The 17,185-nt window shown below is 72.4% G+C and carries 14 protein-coding genes; 4 read left to right on the forward strand and 10 right to left on the reverse strand.

What is annotated here, in order from left to right; genetic code table 11:
* From ACSQ2D_RS02705 to ACSQ2D_RS02715, 3 genes are all read right to left on the reverse strand, one after another.
* Positions 1 to 828, reverse strand: coding sequence for a caspase family protein (locus ACSQ2D_RS02705; protein ID WP_435984489.1), 828 nt, complete (start codon positions 826 to 828; stop codon positions 1 to 3).
* Between the two features lie 128 nt (positions 829 to 956).
* Positions 957 to 1,205: an SCO4226 family nickel-binding protein gene (locus ACSQ2D_RS02710; RefSeq protein WP_056772372.1), complete on the reverse strand. Its 249-nt coding sequence runs from the start codon at positions 1,203 to 1,205 to the stop codon at positions 957 to 959.
* Positions 1,206 to 1,298: 93 nt separating this feature from the next.
* Positions 1,299 to 1,790 carry a pyridoxamine 5'-phosphate oxidase family protein gene (locus ACSQ2D_RS02715; RefSeq protein ID WP_435984490.1) on the reverse strand — a complete coding sequence of 164 codons (492 nt, stop codon included), beginning with the start codon at positions 1,788 to 1,790 and terminating at the stop codon, positions 1,299 to 1,301.
* Between the two features lie 144 nt (positions 1,791 to 1,934).
* Here ACSQ2D_RS02715 and ACSQ2D_RS02720 point away from each other — a divergent pair, with 144 nt between their 5' ends.
* Complete coding sequence (locus ACSQ2D_RS02720; protein ID WP_435984491.1) at positions 1,935 to 3,128, forward strand: glycine C-acetyltransferase; 1,194 nt, start codon at positions 1,935 to 1,937, stop codon at positions 3,126 to 3,128.
* Between the two features lie 42 nt (positions 3,129 to 3,170).
* On the opposite strand, the gene ACSQ2D_RS02725 is transcribed toward ACSQ2D_RS02720, so the two are convergent.
* From ACSQ2D_RS02725 to ACSQ2D_RS02735, 3 genes are all read right to left on the reverse strand, one after another.
* Entirely contained in the window at positions 3,171 to 4,595 is a 1,425-nt protein-coding gene (locus ACSQ2D_RS02725; RefSeq protein ID WP_435984492.1) for a PepSY-associated TM helix domain-containing protein, read from the reverse strand.
* Between the two features lie 64 nt (positions 4,596 to 4,659).
* Entirely contained in the window at positions 4,660 to 5,364 is a 705-nt protein-coding gene (locus ACSQ2D_RS02730; RefSeq protein WP_435984493.1) for a hypothetical protein, read from the reverse strand.
* 55 nt (positions 5,365 to 5,419) lie between these two features.
* A complete protein-coding gene (locus tag ACSQ2D_RS02735) occupies positions 5,420 to 5,848 on the reverse strand; it encodes a pyridoxamine 5'-phosphate oxidase family protein (protein ID WP_435984494.1) in 429 nt (142 codons plus the stop codon).
* 138 nt (positions 5,849 to 5,986) lie between these two features.
* Between ACSQ2D_RS02735 and ACSQ2D_RS02740 the strand changes: the two genes are divergently transcribed.
* Together ACSQ2D_RS02740 and ACSQ2D_RS02745 are read left to right on the forward strand one after the other, a co-directional pair.
* The gene (locus ACSQ2D_RS02740; protein ID WP_435984495.1) at positions 5,987 to 8,029 is read left to right on the forward strand and encodes an NAD(+) synthase; all 2,043 of its coding nucleotides are present in this window, start codon (positions 5,987 to 5,989) and stop codon (positions 8,027 to 8,029) included.
* A 10-nt stretch (positions 8,030 to 8,039) separates the two neighbouring features.
* Complete coding sequence (locus ACSQ2D_RS02745; RefSeq protein WP_435984496.1) at positions 8,040 to 8,540, forward strand: N-acetyltransferase family protein; 501 nt, start codon at positions 8,040 to 8,042, stop codon at positions 8,538 to 8,540.
* A 13-nt stretch (positions 8,541 to 8,553) separates the two neighbouring features.
* On the opposite strand, the gene ACSQ2D_RS02750 is transcribed toward ACSQ2D_RS02745, so the two are convergent.
* The 3 genes from ACSQ2D_RS02750 to ACSQ2D_RS02760 form a co-directional block, all read right to left on the reverse strand.
* Entirely contained in the window at positions 8,554 to 9,594 is a 1,041-nt protein-coding gene (locus ACSQ2D_RS02750; protein WP_435987804.1) for a zinc-dependent alcohol dehydrogenase family protein, read from the reverse strand.
* 139 nt (positions 9,595 to 9,733) lie between these two features.
* Complete coding sequence (locus tag ACSQ2D_RS02755) at positions 9,734 to 11,920, reverse strand: DEAD/DEAH box helicase (protein ID WP_435984497.1); 2,187 nt, start codon at positions 11,918 to 11,920, stop codon at positions 9,734 to 9,736.
* A gap of 255 nt (positions 11,921 to 12,175) precedes the next feature.
* Positions 12,176 to 12,925, reverse strand: a complete 750-nt coding sequence (locus ACSQ2D_RS02760; RefSeq protein ID WP_435984498.1) for a VIT1/CCC1 transporter family protein — start codon at positions 12,923 to 12,925, stop codon at positions 12,176 to 12,178.
* A gap of 156 nt (positions 12,926 to 13,081) precedes the next feature.
* Between ACSQ2D_RS02760 and ACSQ2D_RS02765 the strand changes: the two genes are divergently transcribed.
* Complete coding sequence (locus ACSQ2D_RS02765) at positions 13,082 to 16,324, forward strand: ATP-binding protein (protein ID WP_435984499.1); 3,243 nt, start codon at positions 13,082 to 13,084, stop codon at positions 16,322 to 16,324.
* Here the strand turns inward: ACSQ2D_RS02765 and ACSQ2D_RS02770 are convergent, their stop codons facing one another.
* Positions 16,325 to 17,080 carry a hypothetical protein gene (locus tag ACSQ2D_RS02770; protein WP_435984500.1) on the reverse strand — a complete coding sequence of 252 codons (756 nt, stop codon included), beginning with the start codon at positions 17,078 to 17,080 and terminating at the stop codon, positions 16,325 to 16,327.
* Positions 17,081 to 17,185: the final 105 nt, after the last annotated feature.

Here is a 17,185-nt window from a genome sequence, read left to right on the forward strand (position 1 = left end):
TCAGCCCGCCCCGGACAGGAAGGTCTCGTCGAGGCGTGGGGCGCGGCCCTCGAGCTGTGGCACCTGGTCGTAGCTGCCCCGGAGGCCGGCGAGGGTCCGGGCGTGGAGGGCCCGGTAGGTCGCCGTCGGGTCCTCCCGCATGGCCCGGACGAGGAAGTAGGTGAGGGCGCCGCTGTAGTCGCCGTCGATGTGGGCGTCGGCCGACGTCTGGTTGTCGCGGCAGCCGCTCACGAGGGTCTCGGCGATGTCGACGACGTGGACGTCCTCGTTGCGGCGCCGGCGACGGACGCGTCGCGGCGTGCCCGTGAAGCCGCCGCCGCGGGTCTCGTCGTCGGGGTTGGGCAGGAAGCGCGACACGACCTCCGGCGGAGGACCCCCGAGGAGCACCGGCTCGCGGGTGTTGCTGCCGGAGTGGCAGCAGTCCATGACGACGGTGAGCGAGGCCCCGGGGTCGAGCCGGTCGAACGTCGTGCGCAGCCAGTCGTCGGTCAGGGGGTCGTTCCAGTCGAGGTCGTGCGGGCAGAGGATCTCGTCGCGGTCGTCGGTGGTCTCGTCGCCGTTCGTGTCGGGGACGTTGGAGCCGTGACCCGAGTAGTGCAGGTAGAGCACGTCGCCCGGCTGCGCCGAGTCGACGAGGTCGGCGATGGCACGCGTCATCGCCGCCTTCGTCGCGGCTGCGTCGAGGAGCATCGTGATGTCGGACTCCGCGAAGCCGTAGAGGTCGGTCAGCGCACCGGCGACGTTGTGGACGTCGTTGACGCAGCCGCGGAGGTTCGCCCCCGGGATCGCGTACTCGTTGACCCCGATGAGCAGCGCGCGCTTGGACATGGTGGACTCCTTCGACCCGGGCCGCGCAGCGGGCGCGACGGCCCCTGGGATCCAGTGTTCTCCCGCGGGGCTGCTGATACAGCCGGTTCAGGAGGAACGTCTGGGGCTCGTCGTCGGGGTCTACCTGCTCAGGCCGTCACGGTGATCTCGTGGATCTCGTCCGCGGGGTGACCGGTCCGCTCGTGGATGCGCCTCACGGCGTCGGCGCTCGGTCCCTCGGACAGGCAGAACACGTGGCCGCTCGTCGGGTCGGCCCAGGCGTGCTTGAACACGACGCCCTCGTCGTCCTGGATGTCGAGGTCGGCCTGGTGGGCCTCCATCAGTGCTTCCGACGTCACACCGGGCATGTTGGTGTGCACGTCCATGAACTCTGGCATGTGATCGCCTCGCTGGATCGTCGATCCCCCGAGGAACGGTGGCTCCACGCTACGCCGGGTCGCGTCCTCCGGCAGCCACTTCGGTGAGCTCCGTCAGGCGCTCGCCGCAGTCTCCATGGCCCGCTCGATCGCACTCGGGAAACGGGTCTCGAAGTCGAGGATCGCGACCCACTCGGGCGTGACGAAGACGCGGCTCATGTGGGTGGTGATGGCCCCGAGGCTGGTGAGCCACGCGCGCCCCTGCTCCTCGCCGAGCATGCGGATCGCCATCTTCTCGTACTCGGGGGCGATCCCCTCAACCGTGTCGGTGCGCACCCGTCCGCGGATCTGCAGCACCTTGTAGGGCATCTCGTCCGTGTCGATGGACACGGCCACTCGGTCACCGTCCCGGAGGGCCTTCATCTTGGGCGCATCGGGCGGCGTCCCGAAGACGATCTCCGTCCCGTTCCAGTGGAACCCGATGGGCACCACCCGTGGTGACCCGTCGGTCCACGAGTACGCGAGGCGCGCGGGCAACGGGGACCGCAGCAGCCGCTGCGCCACCTCGTCCTCGAGCAGTGCGAGGCTTCCCTGTGGTGTCGTCATGACCTCATTCCTTCCTGCCACCCGCGGACGCGGGCGTCCTTCCAGCGTCCTCCGCCGTCGCGCAGGACGTCAGCGGTTCCGCGAACATGGCCGGGCATACGCTTGGGTGGCGCCACCCGCCCCACCGACCCGCGAAGGACACCGATGTACGGCTCAGTCAAGGACGAGATCGCCGCGACGCTGCAGGAGATCAAGGACGCCGGCCTCTACAAGAACGAGCGGGAGCTGACGTCACCGCAGTCCGCGCACGTCACGACGCTCAAGGCGGAGGCGCTCAACTTCTGCGCCAACAACTACCTCGGACTGGCGAACGACCCGGACGTCGTCGCGGCCTCGAAGCGGGCGCTCGACGAGTGGGGCTTCGGCATGGCGTCGGTGCGCTTCATCTGCGGCACCCAGACGCTGCACACCTCCCTCGAGCACAAGATCAGCGAGTTCCTCGGCACGGAGGCGACGATCCTCTACTCGTCGTGCTTCGACGCGAACGGCGGCGTCTTCGAGGTGCTCTTCGGCGCCGAGGACGCGATCATCAGCGACGAGCTCAACCACGCCTCGATCATCGACGGCGTGCGTCTGTCCAAGGCGATGCGCTACCGCTACAAGAACGCCGACATGAGCGACCTGCGGGCCCAGCTCGAGGCGGCCGTCGCAGCCGGCGCCAAGCGCAAGGTCGTCGTCACCGACGGCGTCTTCTCGATGGACGGGTCCTACGCCCCGCTCGACGAGATCTGCGACCTGGCCGACGAGTTCGGCGCCCTCGTCTTCGTCGACGACTCGCACGCGGTCGGCTTCGTCGGTGACGGCGGACGCGGCACGCCAGAGCTCTTCGGCGTCATGGACCGCGTCGACATCATCACGGGCACGCTCGGCAAGGCGCTCGGCGGGGCATCCGGCGGCTACGTGAGCTCGCACCAGGAGATCGTCGACCTGCTGCGCCAGCGCTCGCGCCCCTACCTCTTCAGCAACTCCGTGGCCCCGTCCGTCGTCGCCGGCTCGATGGCCGCCCTCGAGCTCGTCGAGAGCTCGGCCGAGAAGCGCGAGACGCTCAAGGCCAACACGGCGCTCTTCCACTCGCTCATGACCGAGGCCGGCTTCGAGCTGCTCCCGGGCACGCACCCCATCCGACCGGTCATGTTCCCCGGCGAGGACGGCGCACGCCAGGCTGCGCAGATCGCCGACCACATGCTCGGCAACGGCGTCTACGTCATCGCCTTCAGCTTTCCGGTCGTCCCGCGAGGCAAGGCGCGCATCCGGGTCCAGCTCTCGGCCGCGCACTCCGAGGCCGACGTGCGCGCCTGCGTCGATGCCTTCGTCGCGGCCCGAGCCGCCGTCGGCTGACCGGCCCCAGCTGGTGGCGGCGGCGCGCACCTGTCGTGACCGCTACCGGTCGACCGTCCCCAGCGTCGATCGCAGGCGGGGCACCCGTCGGATGACGAAGCGGTCGAGCAGGAGCACGACCACGAGCGACGCACCGAAGACCGGCAGCAGGAGCGCCAGCCCGACGACGAGGACGGCGAGCAGCGGCGACGAGGCGAACGGCATACGCCCTCGGGGTGCGCCGACGGCGCCCACCCCGCGCGGACGGCGCCTCCACCACATGATCGGCCCGGTCACGCACGACACGACGACGGCCACGCAGAAGAGCGCGGTCAGCCAGAAGTTCAGCGTGCCGAAACGGCGCCCCTCGTGGACCGCGATGCCCTGGCTGACGACCTTCGCCAGCGCGGGGTAGTCGTCGTAGCCGTAGGCGCTGACGACCTGCCCGCCGAAGCGGTCGACGTGCACGGTCCGCTCGGCCCCGGGGTCGTCGAAGGCGTAGCCGATGACCGAGTAGACGCCGCGGTCGTCCGACGGCAGCGCGACCGTCATCGGGCGCGCGAGCCCGGCCCGGTCGCCGACCTCGACGGCGGTGTCGAGGTTCGCGACACTGACCTCGTCACCCGCCGCGTCTGGGTTCGACTGCGGCACGGGGCTCTTCCCCTGTGCCCACGGCACGGCGTGGTGGCTGTGCGGCAGTGACTCGTCGAGGGTGGAGGTCGGGTTGGACAGGGCACCCGGGTCCTCGGCCCACATCGACGTGCCGCGGTTGGTGGCGAGCCGTTGCACCTGCTCGCCCCAGATGCCCGTCCACGGCAGGCCGGAGACGACCAGGAGCAGCAGCCCGGCGCCGACGAACGCACCCGTGCGGGCGTGGGTCGTGCGCAGCCGTGCGCCCTCCGCGCCTGCCGCGCGCTGGAGGCGGCGCGCTCGGCGGCCCTTGAGGAAGAGGTGGTAGCCGGTGACCGCCATGACGATCGCCCAGCACGCACCGAGCTCGATGACGGTGTCGCCGAACCGACCGGCCATGAGGTCGGCGTGCAGGCGCACGGCGGTGCCGCTGATCGTCGAGTCCGGGTCGAGCGAGCCGAGCACCCGCACGGTGTAGGGGTCGACGAAGACGTCGCGCGTCAGCCCCTCCGCCGTCTCGACGGTGAAGCGGGCACTGTCGTCGTCGCCGGCCGGCTCCGTGAACGAGACGACGGTGGCGCCCGGGGTCGCCGCCTGGACGGCCTCGAGCTGGGTCTGCCACGGCTGGGTCAGCTGGCCCTGTGCGTGGTCGACGCGCAGGAGGTCGGGGTGGACGAGCGGCTCGATCTGGAAGCGGAAGAGGTAGACGAGGCCGGTGACGGCGAGGACGAGCAGGACCGGGACGACGACGGCGGAGGCGTAGAAGTGCCACCGCCAGAAGGCGCGGAAGAGGCCGGTGGTCGGACGGGCGCCCTTGCGGGCGTGGGTTCTCGGGCGTGCGGCATCGATGACGGGCATGGTGCTCCTCGGGCATGACGGTAGGGGGCAGCGGCCGGGCGGTGGCCGGCGCTGCGAGGGGGTGTCAGGTGAGGAGGAGTGCGGGTGGGCCGCGCCGCACCGGGGTGCGCGCGCGCCACACGTCGGCCGGGACGCGGGCCGTCGACGCCCGGGGGTGGGGGCCACGCAGGCGTACGCCCGTGGCGGCGATGGCCTGACACAGTGTCACGGCGCCGGCGCCGAGACGGCGCGCCAGGCGCCCGAGTCCGGCGGCGAGCGCAGTCGCCAGCGCGCAGGCGACCCACCACGACTGCTCGCTGCGGGTCAGCAGGACACCGACGGCGACCGCGGCCACGACGTGCGCGAGCAGCATCGTCGGGGTGGGGAGCAGGTCGGTGGGCGCGCTCGTTGCGACCGCACCACCCGCGTCGGTCGTCCCGGCGCCCGTCTCGATGCGGCCGAGAGGTCGTATGCCGTGTGCCGCGTGGGACGGGCCGGTGCCGGTCCCGTGGACGGGGGACCCCGCGGCCATCGCCGCGAGCCCGTGCACGAGGTGGGCGGCCGCCTGGAGGGCGGCGAGCAGGACCGCGGACCGGACGGCCGTCAGACCCGAGCGCACGAACGGCAGGGAGACGCCGGTCAGCAGGGCCGTCGCCACGACGACGCCGGCGCCCGGGACGAGGTGGCCGCCGCCGACCGCGTGCGCGACCGTGGCTCCGCCGGAGGCGACCAGGGCCAGCACGAGGGCGCGCAGGGTCTGCGCGCGCGGGCTCCGGGCGGACGGGGGCACGCGCCAAGGGTAGACGAGGGCGCGCGTGAACCAGCCGGTGAGCCGGTCAGGCGGGTCAGCCGGTGGGCAGGTCCCGGAGCCACGGCCTCGTGAGGTCGAAGCGGCGTCCGGAGATCTCGTCGACCTCGATCGCGACGACGACGGACTTCGGGGTGTCGACCCACGGCCGCACCGGGAGGCGCTCGACGACGTAGGCGGCCTGCCCCTCGAGCGTGCGGGCCCGGCCCCGGCAGATGACGCTCGTGGCGCGCTCGCCGACGACCTCGTCGACCTCGAAGGCGACGTCGGGGTTGGCGGTGACACCGAAGAGCTTGCTGCCCTCGGCCGTCATGAAGACGATGCGCTCGCCGTCGAGGGCGTAGTTGATCGGTGTCAGGTGGACCTCGCCCACGAGGTGGAAGGCCAGTCGGCCGAACTCGTGCTCGCGGAGGAAGCCCCAGGACTCCTCCGGGTGAAGGACGTGGACCGGGTTCTGGTCCGACATGGTGACCTCCTCGGATGCTGGTCGGGCGACTGTCCGACTACTACTGATGGTAGTAAATCTGGCCCGGACACGCCCACGCCCACGGGCGAGTCCCGCGTCACACGCGTCGCCCACGCGGCCGTGCGATTGACTGTGCCCATGGACTTCTACAGCTCCTGGGCCCAGGGCTTCGCCCGCGTCGCCGCGTGCACCCTGCCGATCGTCGCGGTCGACCCCGAGCGCAACGCCGACGCCGTCATCACGCAGCTGCGAGAGCTCGACGACGATGGCGTCGGTCTCGTGCTCTTCCCGGAGCTGTGCCTGTCCGGCTACGCCATCGACGACCTGCTCCTGCAGGACCCGCTCCTCGACGCCGTCGACGACGCCCTGGCCCGCATCGCCGAGGCCACCGCGGACCTGCGCCCCGTCGTCATCGTCGGCGCGCCGCTCGAGAAGGGCTCGCGCGTCTACAACTGCGGCGTCGTCATCCACGGCGGTCGCATCCTCGGTGTCGCGCCCAAGTCCTACCTGCCGAACTACCGCGAGTTCTACGAGCGGCGCCACTTCGCCCCCGGCGACGACCAGCGTGGCCAGACCATCGACGTGGCGGGCGACCGGGTGCCGTTCGGGCCGGACCTGCTCTTCCGCGCGACCGACGTGCCGGGCTTCGTGCTGCACGTCGAGGTCTGCGAGGACATGTGGGTCCCGGTCCCGCCGAGCCACGAGGCGGCCCTCGCCGGGGCGACGATCCTCACCAACCTCTCCGGCTCGCCGATCACCGTCTCGCGCGCCGAGGACCGCCACCTGCTCGCCCGCAGCGCGTCGGCCCGCTGCCTCGCCGCCTACCTCTACGCCGCGGCCGGCGAGGGCGAGAGCTCGACCGACCTGTCGTGGGACGGCATGACGATGGTCTACGAGAACGGCGCCCTCCTCGCCGAGAGCGAGCGCTTCCCCGAGGGTGCCCGCGCGTCCGTCGCCGACATCGACCTCGACCTGCTGCGCCAGGAGCGCCAGCGGCAGGGCACCTTCGACGACAACCGCCGCACCCTCGCCGCGCGCACCGACGGCTTCCGCACCGTCGAGCTCGAGCTCGACCCGCCGGCCGGCGACCTCGGGCTGCTCCGCAAGGTCGACCGCTTCCCCTTCGTCCCCGACGACGAGGACCGCCTCGCGCTCGACTGCTACGAGGCGTACAACATCCAGGTCTCCGGGCTCGAGCAGCGGCTCCGGGCCATCGGCCAGCCCAAGGTCGTCATCGGCGTCAGCGGCGGCCTCGACTCGACCCACGCGCTCATCGTCGCGGCCAAGGCGATGGACCGGCTCGACCGGCCCCGCAGCGACATCCTCGCCTTCACGATGCCCGGCTTCGCGACGAGCGACCACACCAAGAGCAACGCCATCGCGCTCATGGAGTCGCTCGAGGTCACGTGGGAGGAGCTCGACATCCGCCCGGCGGCGACGCAGATGCTCGACGCGATGGGCCACCCGTTCGGCCGGGGCGAGGAGGTCTACGACGTCACCTTCGAGAACGTCCAGGCCGGCCTGCGCACCGACTACCTCTTCCGCATCGCCAACCAGCGCGGCGGCATCGTGCTCGGCACCGGCGACCTGTCCGAGCTCGCCCTCGGCTGGTGCACCTACGGCGTCGGCGACCAGATGAGCCACTACGGCGTCAACACCGGCGTGCCCAAGACCCTCATGCAGCACCTCATCCGCTGGGTCGTGTCGTCGAGCCAGTTCGACGAGGAGGTCGCCGGCACGCTGACCTCGATCCTCGACACCGAGATCACGCCCGAGCTCGTGCCGGCCAAGGAGGGCGAGAAGCCGCAGAGCACGCAGGCGATGATCGGCCCGTACGCGCTGCAGGACTTCACGCTCTTCCACGTGCTCCGCCGCGGCTACCGCCCCTCGAAGATCGCCTACCTCGCGTGGAACGCGTGGCGCGACAGCGAGGCGGGGGAGTGGCCCGCGGGCTATCCCGAGGCCGACCGGGCGGCATACGACCTCGCGACGATCCGGCACTGGCTCGAGGTCTTCGTCAAGCGCTACTTCGCCAACCAGTTCAAGCGCTCCGCGCTGCCCAACGGGCCCAAGGTCGTGGCGGGCGGCTCGCTCTCGCCGCGCGGTGACTGGCGTATGCCGTCCGACGCGACGTCGGTGGCGTGGCTGAGTGAGCTCGATGCGAATGTCCCTGAGAAGTAAGGCGATCCGAGTGGCTTCCACCATCACCGTCCGCGACTTCGACGAGACCGACTGGCCGCTCGTGTGGCCCGTCATCGAGGAGGTCGTCCGCGCGGGAGACACCTTCCCGTTCCCGACCGACCTCACCGAGACGGAGGCACGCGGCATCTGGCTCGAGAACGGCCCCGGCGGACGCGTGACCGTCGCCGTCGACGGCGACCAGGTCCTCGGCACGGCGAAGATGGGCCGCAACCGGCCCGGCCCCGGGTCGCACGTCGCGACCGCGAGCTACATGGTCCCCGCCGGGGCGCGCGGCCGTGGCGTGGGTCGCGCACTCGTCGTCGACTCGCTCGACTGGGCCCGCGAGTCCGGTTATGCGGCAATGCAGTTCAACGCCGTCGTCGCCACGAACACCGGCGCGGTGCGGCTCTACGAGAGCCTCGGCTTCACCGTCGTCGGCACCGTGCCGCGAGCCCACGAGCTCCCGACCGGGGAACGCGTGGGCCTGCGGATCATGCACGTCGACCTGTGAGGTCGCGCGCCACTCAGCGCGTCAGCACCACCTTGAGGGCCCCGGTGTCCGCCGCGCGGGCGAACGTGTCGTAGGCGTCGAGGAAGTCGGCCATCGCGAAGCGGTGCGTCACGAACCGGGCCAGGTCGATGTGGTGGTTCGCCAGGAGCCGCAGCAGGGTCGGCGTCGAGTAGGTGTCGACGAGCCCCGTCGTGATGGTGACGTTCCTGATCCAGAGGTCCTCCAGGTGCAGGGTGGCCGGGCCGCCGTGGACGCCCACGTTGGCGACAGTGCCACCCGGCCGCACCAGGGCCGCGCACTGCTCGAATGTCGATGCCACCCCGACCGCCTCGATGGCGACGTCGGCGCCGAGGCCCTGGGTCAGGCCCCTGACGATCGCGACGGCGTCCTCGCGCGAGGGGTTCACCGTGATGTCGGCCCCGAACTGCTTGGCCGCCTCGAGTCGGGCATCGGCCAGGTCGATGGCCACGACGTGCGCCGGACTGAAGAGCTTGGCACCCATGATGGCGGAGAGCCCGACCGGGCCGGCGCCCACCACCGCTACGACGTCACCGGGCGAGACCCGGCCGTTCAGCACACCGACCTCGTAGCCCGTGGGCCCGATGTCGGCGAGCATGAGTACTTCCTCGTCAGTCACTCCTTCGGGGACGGCATACGTCGACGTGTCCGCGAAGGGGACCCGGACGTACTCCGCCTGTGTGCCGTCGATCTTGTGGCCGAGGATCCAGCCACCACCGCCGATGCACTGGCCGTAGCTGCTCTCGCGGCAGTAGCGGCACGCGCCGCACGCCGTGATGCAGGAGACGAGCACACGGTCGCCCGGCTTGACGTTCTGGACGCCGGGTCCGACCTCCTCGACCGTGCCGACCGCCTCGTGGCCGAGGATCCGGCCGTCGGTGACGGCAGCGACGTCACCCTTGAGGATGTGCAGGTCGGTGCCGCAGATGGTCACGGTGTCGACCCTGACGACGGCGTCGGTGTCAGTCTGGACCGTCGGCATCGGGACCTCGTCCCAGGTCTTCCGACCGGGGCCGTGGTAGACGATCGCGTGCATGGTCGTGCTCATGTCTCCTCCTCGGGCCGCGGGGCAGCGGCGCGGGTCCAGTCCATCGCGGGGACGGGCGAGGAGGTAGGGCCATACGTCCCGCCCCTGGGCTACCGGGACGGGACCAGGGTCCCGGTCAGGTCGGGTGTCAGACCTCGACGAGCGCCTGGCGCAGCAGCTCGACGAGGGCGTCGAGCTGGAGCGTGTCACCCGAGGTGACGTCCTCGTCGCTGCCGTCGAGGGCGCGCGCGGCGAGCCCCTGCTTGGCGTCGATGAGCTCGGCGATCTTGGAGTCGATCGTGCCGGACGCGAGGATGCGCCACGCCGTCACCGGCTCGTCCTGGCCGATGCGGTGCACGCGGTCGATGGCCTGCTGCTGCTCGGCCGCGGTCCACGACAGCTCGGCGAGCACGACGTTGGAGGCGGCGTGCAGGTTGAGGCCGACACCGGCGGCGGTCAGCGAGCAGACGGCCACGGCGACCTCGGGGTCCTTCTGGAAGGCGTCGATCGCCTCCTGGCGCTGCTTGGAGGTCTGCTCGCCGCGGACCGACACGGTGCGCAGGCCGGCCGAGGCGAGGACGCGCTCGGCGGCGTCCATGACGTCGATGTGCTTGGCGAAGAAGACGACCTTGCCGACCGAGTGCGAGAGCTGCACCGCGTAGTCGGCCGCGAGCGTCGACTTGGCCTGGCCGATGCGGCGCACGAGCGAGAAGACGTTGTCGGTGCCCTTCTCGGCCGACGCGGCGCGCAGCTCGGCGGCGGCGACCCGACGCATGAGGGCCGTGTCGGGCTCGCCGTCCTCCTCGCGTCCGTCGCCGGCAGCCAGGAGGGACCGGTAGCGCTGGGCCAGCCGGCGCCCGAGGGCGCGCTCGGCCTCGCGGATCGAGCGCCCGAGGTCGTCGTCGAGCTCGACGGTGATGTCGGCGATCCGCTTGTCGGGCAGGTCCTTGGCGACGTCGACCTTGCGGCGGCGCACGATGCCCATGTCGATGACGGCGCGACGAGCCTCCGGGTAGAAGGCGCGGTCGGCAGGCGTATGGCCGGTGTCGTCGAGGCGCCGGACGATCTCGGCCGTCGGCTTGCCGTCCTTGATCCAGCCGAGGAAGCGCCAGATCGCGTCGAAGTCCTTGACGTCGTTGATGAGCGGCGTGCCGGTGAGGGCCATGAGGAGCGGGTCGCCGCCCGGGGTCGTCGAGCGCAGCCGGTCGCCGAGGGCCAGGACCTGCTGCGAGCGCTGCGACTGGAGGTTCTTGATGAAGTGGGCCTCGTCGACGACCATCGACCGGAAGCCGAAGCTCGAGAGCCAGCCGAAGTGCCGGTCGAGGATCTCGTAGTTGACGACGAACACGTCGGCGAAGGCGTCGACGTCGTTGCCGTCGCCGTGGATGACCGTGACCCGGCGCTGCGGCGTCCACCGCTCGACCTCACGGGCCCAGTTGATCTTCACGACGTTCGGCACGACGGCGAGCATCGGGTAGGCGCCGGCGATCGAGGCGGCCATGACCGACTGGGCCGTCTTGCCGAGACCGGGCTCGTCGGCGAGCAGGAAGGTGCGGTGGCCCTCCTGGACGCTCTGGAGGAAGCGGGACTGGTGGACCATGAGCTGCGACCCGGGCGGGGAGAAGCGGTCGATCTGCGGCGTCGGCGGCAGGTCCATCGACGCTGCCTCGCCGCCCGCGCCCTGCTCGAAGGCGCGGTACAACGGGCTCAGCAGGTCCCAGCCGGCCAGCCGGTTCGGGAGGTAGTCGCTCTGGGCGCGACCGACGTCGGGCGTCAGGAACGGGTTGGCGAGCGCCCGGGACGGGACCGACTGCGGCATCACCTGGCGGGCCGCGATCTGCGGCGGGACGACCGGCCGCGGCGGCTCGGGCGCCTGGATGACGAGGTCCTCCTCGGCGAGCTCGGCGCCCGACTCGAGGAGCCAGTCGCGGCGCATCTGCTGGGCCGCGGGGCCGGGCTTGGCGTCGGCGTCGAGCAGCGTCAGCAGGCTCGTGTCGCGCGCCGCGATCTGCGCGAGGATCGTCGCGATGCCGTCGAGGCGCTTGAGCAGGTCGGCGCGGGTGGCCGACGGGATCGACGCGTCCTCGCGGACCCGGGCGCGCTCGGACCGCATGAGCAGGGCCACGACGAGGAACTTCGTCCGGTTCGTGGGGCTGGCCTTGCCCTTGCTCGAGACGCGGGACTCGACCTCGCGGACCCGCCGTGCGAGCACGGGGATGAGCGGCGCGGGGTCGTCCTTGCGCTGGGTGGCCTTCCGCTGACCCTGGTTCTGGCCGTTCTGCCCCTGCTTGGGGCCCTGGCCGTCGGTCGGTCGGCGGCGGACGCGCGTTGCCATGTTCCTCCTGATGACGCGGAGGACGTCGAGCGGGCTGGGCCCCCGGACGACACCGTGCCTGACTGGATCGGTGTCGGCGGCGGACTCGGCTCGAGTCCCGGTGGACGCGCATCGCGCGCCCCGTGTCCCGAGCGCCGGACCGGCGGTAGCGCCACGGACGGGCGCTTGGGACACCTCGACTCTACAGCCCGGCGGGCGCTGATCGGGTCGTATGCCGTGTGCGGGCCGGGAACCGGCCTGAGCCCAGCCATGGGCTCAGCCGATGTTGACCCCGACGAGCGCGCCGATGGCATACGTCACTCCCATGGCGAGCAGGCCGCCGGCGACGTTGCGCAGGACCGCCCGGGTGGCCGGGCTGCGGCCGAGGCGGGCGCTGACCCAGCCGGTGAGCGCCAGGGCCGCCGCGACGCTCACGACGGTGACGTGGATGCGGACCGACGCCGGGCTGAAGGTGATGGTGAGCATCGGCAGGATGGCACCGACGACGAAGGCGAGCATCGAGGCGCCGGCGGCGTGCCACGGGTTCGTGAGGTCGGTCGGGTCGATGCCGAGCTCCGCCTCGGCGTGGGCCGTGAGGGCGTCGTGGGCCGTCAGCTCGCGCGCGACCTCGGCGGCGAGCTCGCGCCGCATCCCCTTCGCCTCGTAGAGCTGGGTCAGCTCCTCGAGCTCGCCGTCGGGGTCCTCGTGCAGCTCCCGGCGCTCGAGCGACAGGAGGGCCCGCTCGGAGTCGCGCTGGGTGCTGACCGAGACGTACTCCCCGGCGGCCATCGACATGGCGCCGGCGGACAGCGCGGCGATCCCCGCGAGGATGATCGCGGCCTTGTCTGCCGTCGCGCCCGCCACGCCGACGACGACGCCGGCGGTCGAGACGATGCCGTCGTTGGCGCCGAGCACCCCGGCCCGGAGCCAGTTGAGGCGGGCTCCGACGTTGGCGTCGTGGGGCTCCTCGCGGTCGTGGCCGTTGTCGAGGGGCGTGGGCTCGTCGGACGCGCGCACGTCGGACATGGGGTGGTGCTCCGATCGACGGTGGGTGGTGTCCGTCGATCGTGGCACCCGACGGGGACGGTGTCACCGAAGGTCAGGCTCACCTGCGGCCGGCTCACGCGCCGAAAAGACGACGACATCCGGGCGCCACGGCCCGGCATGAGCGAGGATCGGGACATGTCGGGCATTGCGGGCGGTCGCGAAGCGGCAGGGGACGACCTCTACCGCTGGATGGTCGCCGCGTCGCCCGACGGGCTGTGGGTCTTCGACGGGGAGGGCCGCACGCTCTTCGCGAACGCCCGGATGGCCGAGATGCTCGGCCGCGACCCCGGCGACATGGTCGGCTTCTCGGTCTTCGACGCCGTCGACGACGTCGGCAAGGAGCAGTTCCGCCACCACCTCGAGGAGCTGTCCGCCGAGGGCGTCCCCGGCGACAACATCGAGTGCAGCCTCCTCGACGCCCGGGGCGACCGCTTCTGGGCGCTCGTGTCGCACACCCCCCTCGTCGACGAGTCGGGCGCGCGACGTGGCTGGATGCACCGCGTCAGCGAGTACAGCGCAGAGCGCAAGCTGCTCGACCAGCTCGCCGAGGCGCAGTCGATCGCCAAGATCGGCAGCTGGGAGTGGGACGTCGCCGCCGACCGCGTGTCGTGGTCCGACGAGCTCTACCGCATCTACGGCCTCGACCGCACCGACCTCACCCCGACCTACGAGGGCTTCCTCTCCCGCATCCACCCCGACGACCGGGACCACGTCGCCCGCGCCGTCGAGGCCGCCGTGGTGTCCGAGGACGCGTTCGAGTTCGACGCGCGCGTCGTGCAGAGCTCGGGCGAGATCGTGTGGATCCGCGGCAGGGGGCTCGTGACGCGCGACCCCGAGGGACGCGCGCTCCGGATGGGCGGCACGACGCAGGACATCACGGAGAAGAAGGACGCCGAGCAGGCGCTCGGGCTCGTCACGGCGATGGCCACCGCGGCCAACGAGGCCGCGACCCTCGACGAGGCGCTGCCCGCGGTGCTCGTCGAGGTGGCGCGCCACACGACGTGGCGCCCGGTGCTCGCGACCGTCGTCGACGCCGAGGGCGCCCTCGGGGAGCCGGTCCGTGCACCGGAGGGCACCGAGTCCAGCCCCTTGCCGGTCGAGGTCGGGCTGGACTTCGCGGCCCGCGCCGCGCAGAGCCTGTCGGTCGTGGCCGAGCCCTCGCCGGACGGCTCGACCGTCGTGGCCGTGCCGATCGTCCACGAGGGGCGGGTGGCCGGCGTCGTCGTGCTCGACATGCGCAGCGCTGCGCCGCCGGTCGAGTCCGACGCGGTGACGATCCGGCAGATCACGGCGCTCTTCGCCCGGGTCGCCGACCGCGAGTGGACCGCCGAGCACCTCGCCCAGGCACGCGACGACGCGATGGCGGCCTCGCGCGCCAAGTCGGAGTTCCTCGCGACGATGAGCCACGAGATCCGCACCCCGCTCAACGGCGTCATCGGCCTCAGCGAGCTGCTCGGCCGCACCGAGCTGACCCCGCACCAGAGGCGGCTCTCCGACGGGATCGACCAGGCCGGCCACGTGCTGCTCGAGCTCGTCAACGACATCCTCGACCTGTCGAAGATCGAGGCGGGCAGGCTCGAGCTCGAGTCGGTGGACTTCGACCCGGCCGCGGTGCTCGAGCGGGGCGTGGCCCTGCTCGCCGAGCGCGCCCGGGCCAAGTCGCTCGACCTGTCGGTGACGCACGGGCCCGACGTGCCCTTCATGGTCTCGGGCGACCCGGTGCGCTTCGGGCAGGTCGTCGCCAACCTCACGACCAACGCCGTGAAGTTCACCGACACCGGCAGCGTCGCCATCCACCTCACGCTCGACCACGCGACCGAGACCGGGCCCGTGCTGCGGGTGGAGGTCACCGACACCGGCGCCGGCATCGCGCCCGAGGTGCGGTCCCGGCTCTTCGAGTCCTTCTCCCAGGGCGACTCGTCGACGACCCGCGAGTACGGCGGCACCGGGCTGGGCCTGGCCATCAGCCGCCAGATCGTCACGGCGTTCGGCGGCGAGATCGGCGTCGAGAGCGAGCCGGGGGAGGGCAGCACGTTCTGGTTCACCGCGGCGTTCGAGCCGGCCTCCGCCCGCAGCGTCGGCCGTTCCGAGTCCCAGGCAGCGGCGGTGTCCGGGCTCCGGGCGCTCGTCGTGGGCTCCAACGCGGCCCACCGCGTCCGGGTCGAGGAGCAGCTCTCGGCCTGGTCGATGTCGGTGACGTCCGCCGGCTCGGGCGTCGACGGGCTCGTCCAGCTCGACCGCGCCGACCGCGGCGGCACCCCGCTCGACGTCGTCGTGCTCGACGACCCGGGCTCCGGCGCCGGTGGGCTGCAGGTCGCCCGGATGATCCGCTCCGACGAACGCTTCGCGGGCGTCCGCGTCGTGCTCGTCTGCGCGCACGTGCCCCCTCCCGACGTGGCGACGCTCAAGGAGGCCGGCGTCGACGCGACGCTCACGGCGCCCGTCATGCCGTCCTCGCTCTTCGACGCGATGGCCGACGTCGCGGGCCGGCACCTCGTGCCGGAGCCGGTGCCGAAGCGGTCGGCCGGTGCACCCGGGGGCACCGACGGTCGACTCGGCACGGTCCTCGTCGTCGAGGACAACGAGGTCAACCAGCTCGTCGCCCAGGGCGTGCTCGAGAGCCTCGGCTACGCCGTCGTGCTCGCCCGCAACGGGATCGAGGGCGTCGCGGCCCACGCCGCGCGCGGCGACGACGTCGTCGCCGTCCTCATGGACTGCCAGATGCCGCAGATGGACGGCTACGCCGCGACCCGGGCGATCCGGGCCCGGGAGGAGCAGGAGGGGCCGGGTCACCGCCTCCCCGTCATCGCGATGACCGCCTCGGCCATCGCCGGCGAGCGGGAGCGGTGCCTCCAGGCGGGGATGGACGACTTCCTCACCAAGCCCATCGACGTCGCCCTGCTCGCCTCGACCCTCCAGCGCTGGACCGGCTCCGGCCCGGTGCCGCGCGCACGCGCCGCCACGCCTCCGGCGACGAGCGAGACCGGCTCCGGTGCGCCCGAGGTGCCCGAGGTGCCCGAGGTGCCCGAGGTGCTCGACCTGAGCCGGCTCGACGAGCTGCGCGACCTCGACCCCGGTGACCCCTCGATGCTGCTGCGCTTCATCGACCGTTTCGGCTCGGGCGCGCGCCAGCGCCTCGCCGAGCTCGTCGACGCGCACACCCGGGGCGACGCCACGACGCAGGGCCGGATCGCCCACGGCCTCAAGGGGACCGCCTCCAACCTCGGAGCCACGGTCCTCGCCGACGTGTGCCACCAGGTCGAGGACCTCGGAGCCGCCGGGCGCCTGGCCGACGAAGCCCTCGTCGCCCGGGTCGAGGACGAGGTCGACCGGGCGACGAGGGCGCTCGAGGAGTACGCAGCAGGGCTGCGCGGCTGATCAGGTCGTGGTGGCGCTGCCCGAGTCGTCCTGGCCCGGGTCCTGCCCGGGGTCCTGGCCCGGGTCCTGGCTCGGGTCCTGCCCGGAGAACGGGTCGATGCCCTGACCGAGCTGCTGGAGCAGGTCCTGCGGGTCCAGCTGGCCGCCCAGCTGGTTCGGGTCGATGCCCCCGAGGCCGCCGCCCGGCGCACCGTTCTGCAGGTTCGGCAGCTGCTGCGGGCTCGTGCCCTGCTGGTTCGGGTTCGTCAGCCCCGGCAGGCCCTGCTGGCCCTGCTGGCCCTGCTGACCGCCGGGGAACGGGAAGCTGCGACCCCCGCCCGGACCGCGGAAGCCCGTGTCCCCGCCCGTCGACCCGGACGGCATGGCGGCTGCGGCGCCGATGGCGCCGGCGGACGTCAGCACGAGCGCGAGGCCGGCGGTCACCGCGGTCTTCTTCGCGCTCCAGCGCGAGCCGTCACCGGTGGCCGCGACGCCGTCCGCGTTCTCGCGGACGGCCTTCTCGCGGACCGGCAGGCCGGTGGGTGAGAGCGGCACGCCGGGACCGGCGATGGGAGCGGCAGCGGCACCCGGCGACACGGCATACGCGTACGGCGTGGCCGGCGGTGCCACCGGCATCTCGGTGGTCGCTGCCGACGGGAGCTGCTGGGTGTCGTCGGCGGCGTGGGCGGGGTGTGCGGCCGGCGCATCCGGGTCGAACTGCGGCAGCGCGGGCGTCGGCTGCGACACCGGGACCTGTGGCGTGGACTCGTTGCTCATGGGGCCAACGGTCGGGCGGCTGCCTGTGTGGGTGCTGTGGTGCAGCCATCGAGCCGCTGGGACTTCGGGACAGTCACTCCACAGGATTCGCACAGGAAGGTACTG

The sequence above is a fragment of the Terrabacter sp. LjRoot27 genome, from assembly GCF_964254175.1.
Lineage (GTDB): Bacteria > Actinomycetota > Actinomycetes > Actinomycetales > Dermatophilaceae > Terrabacter.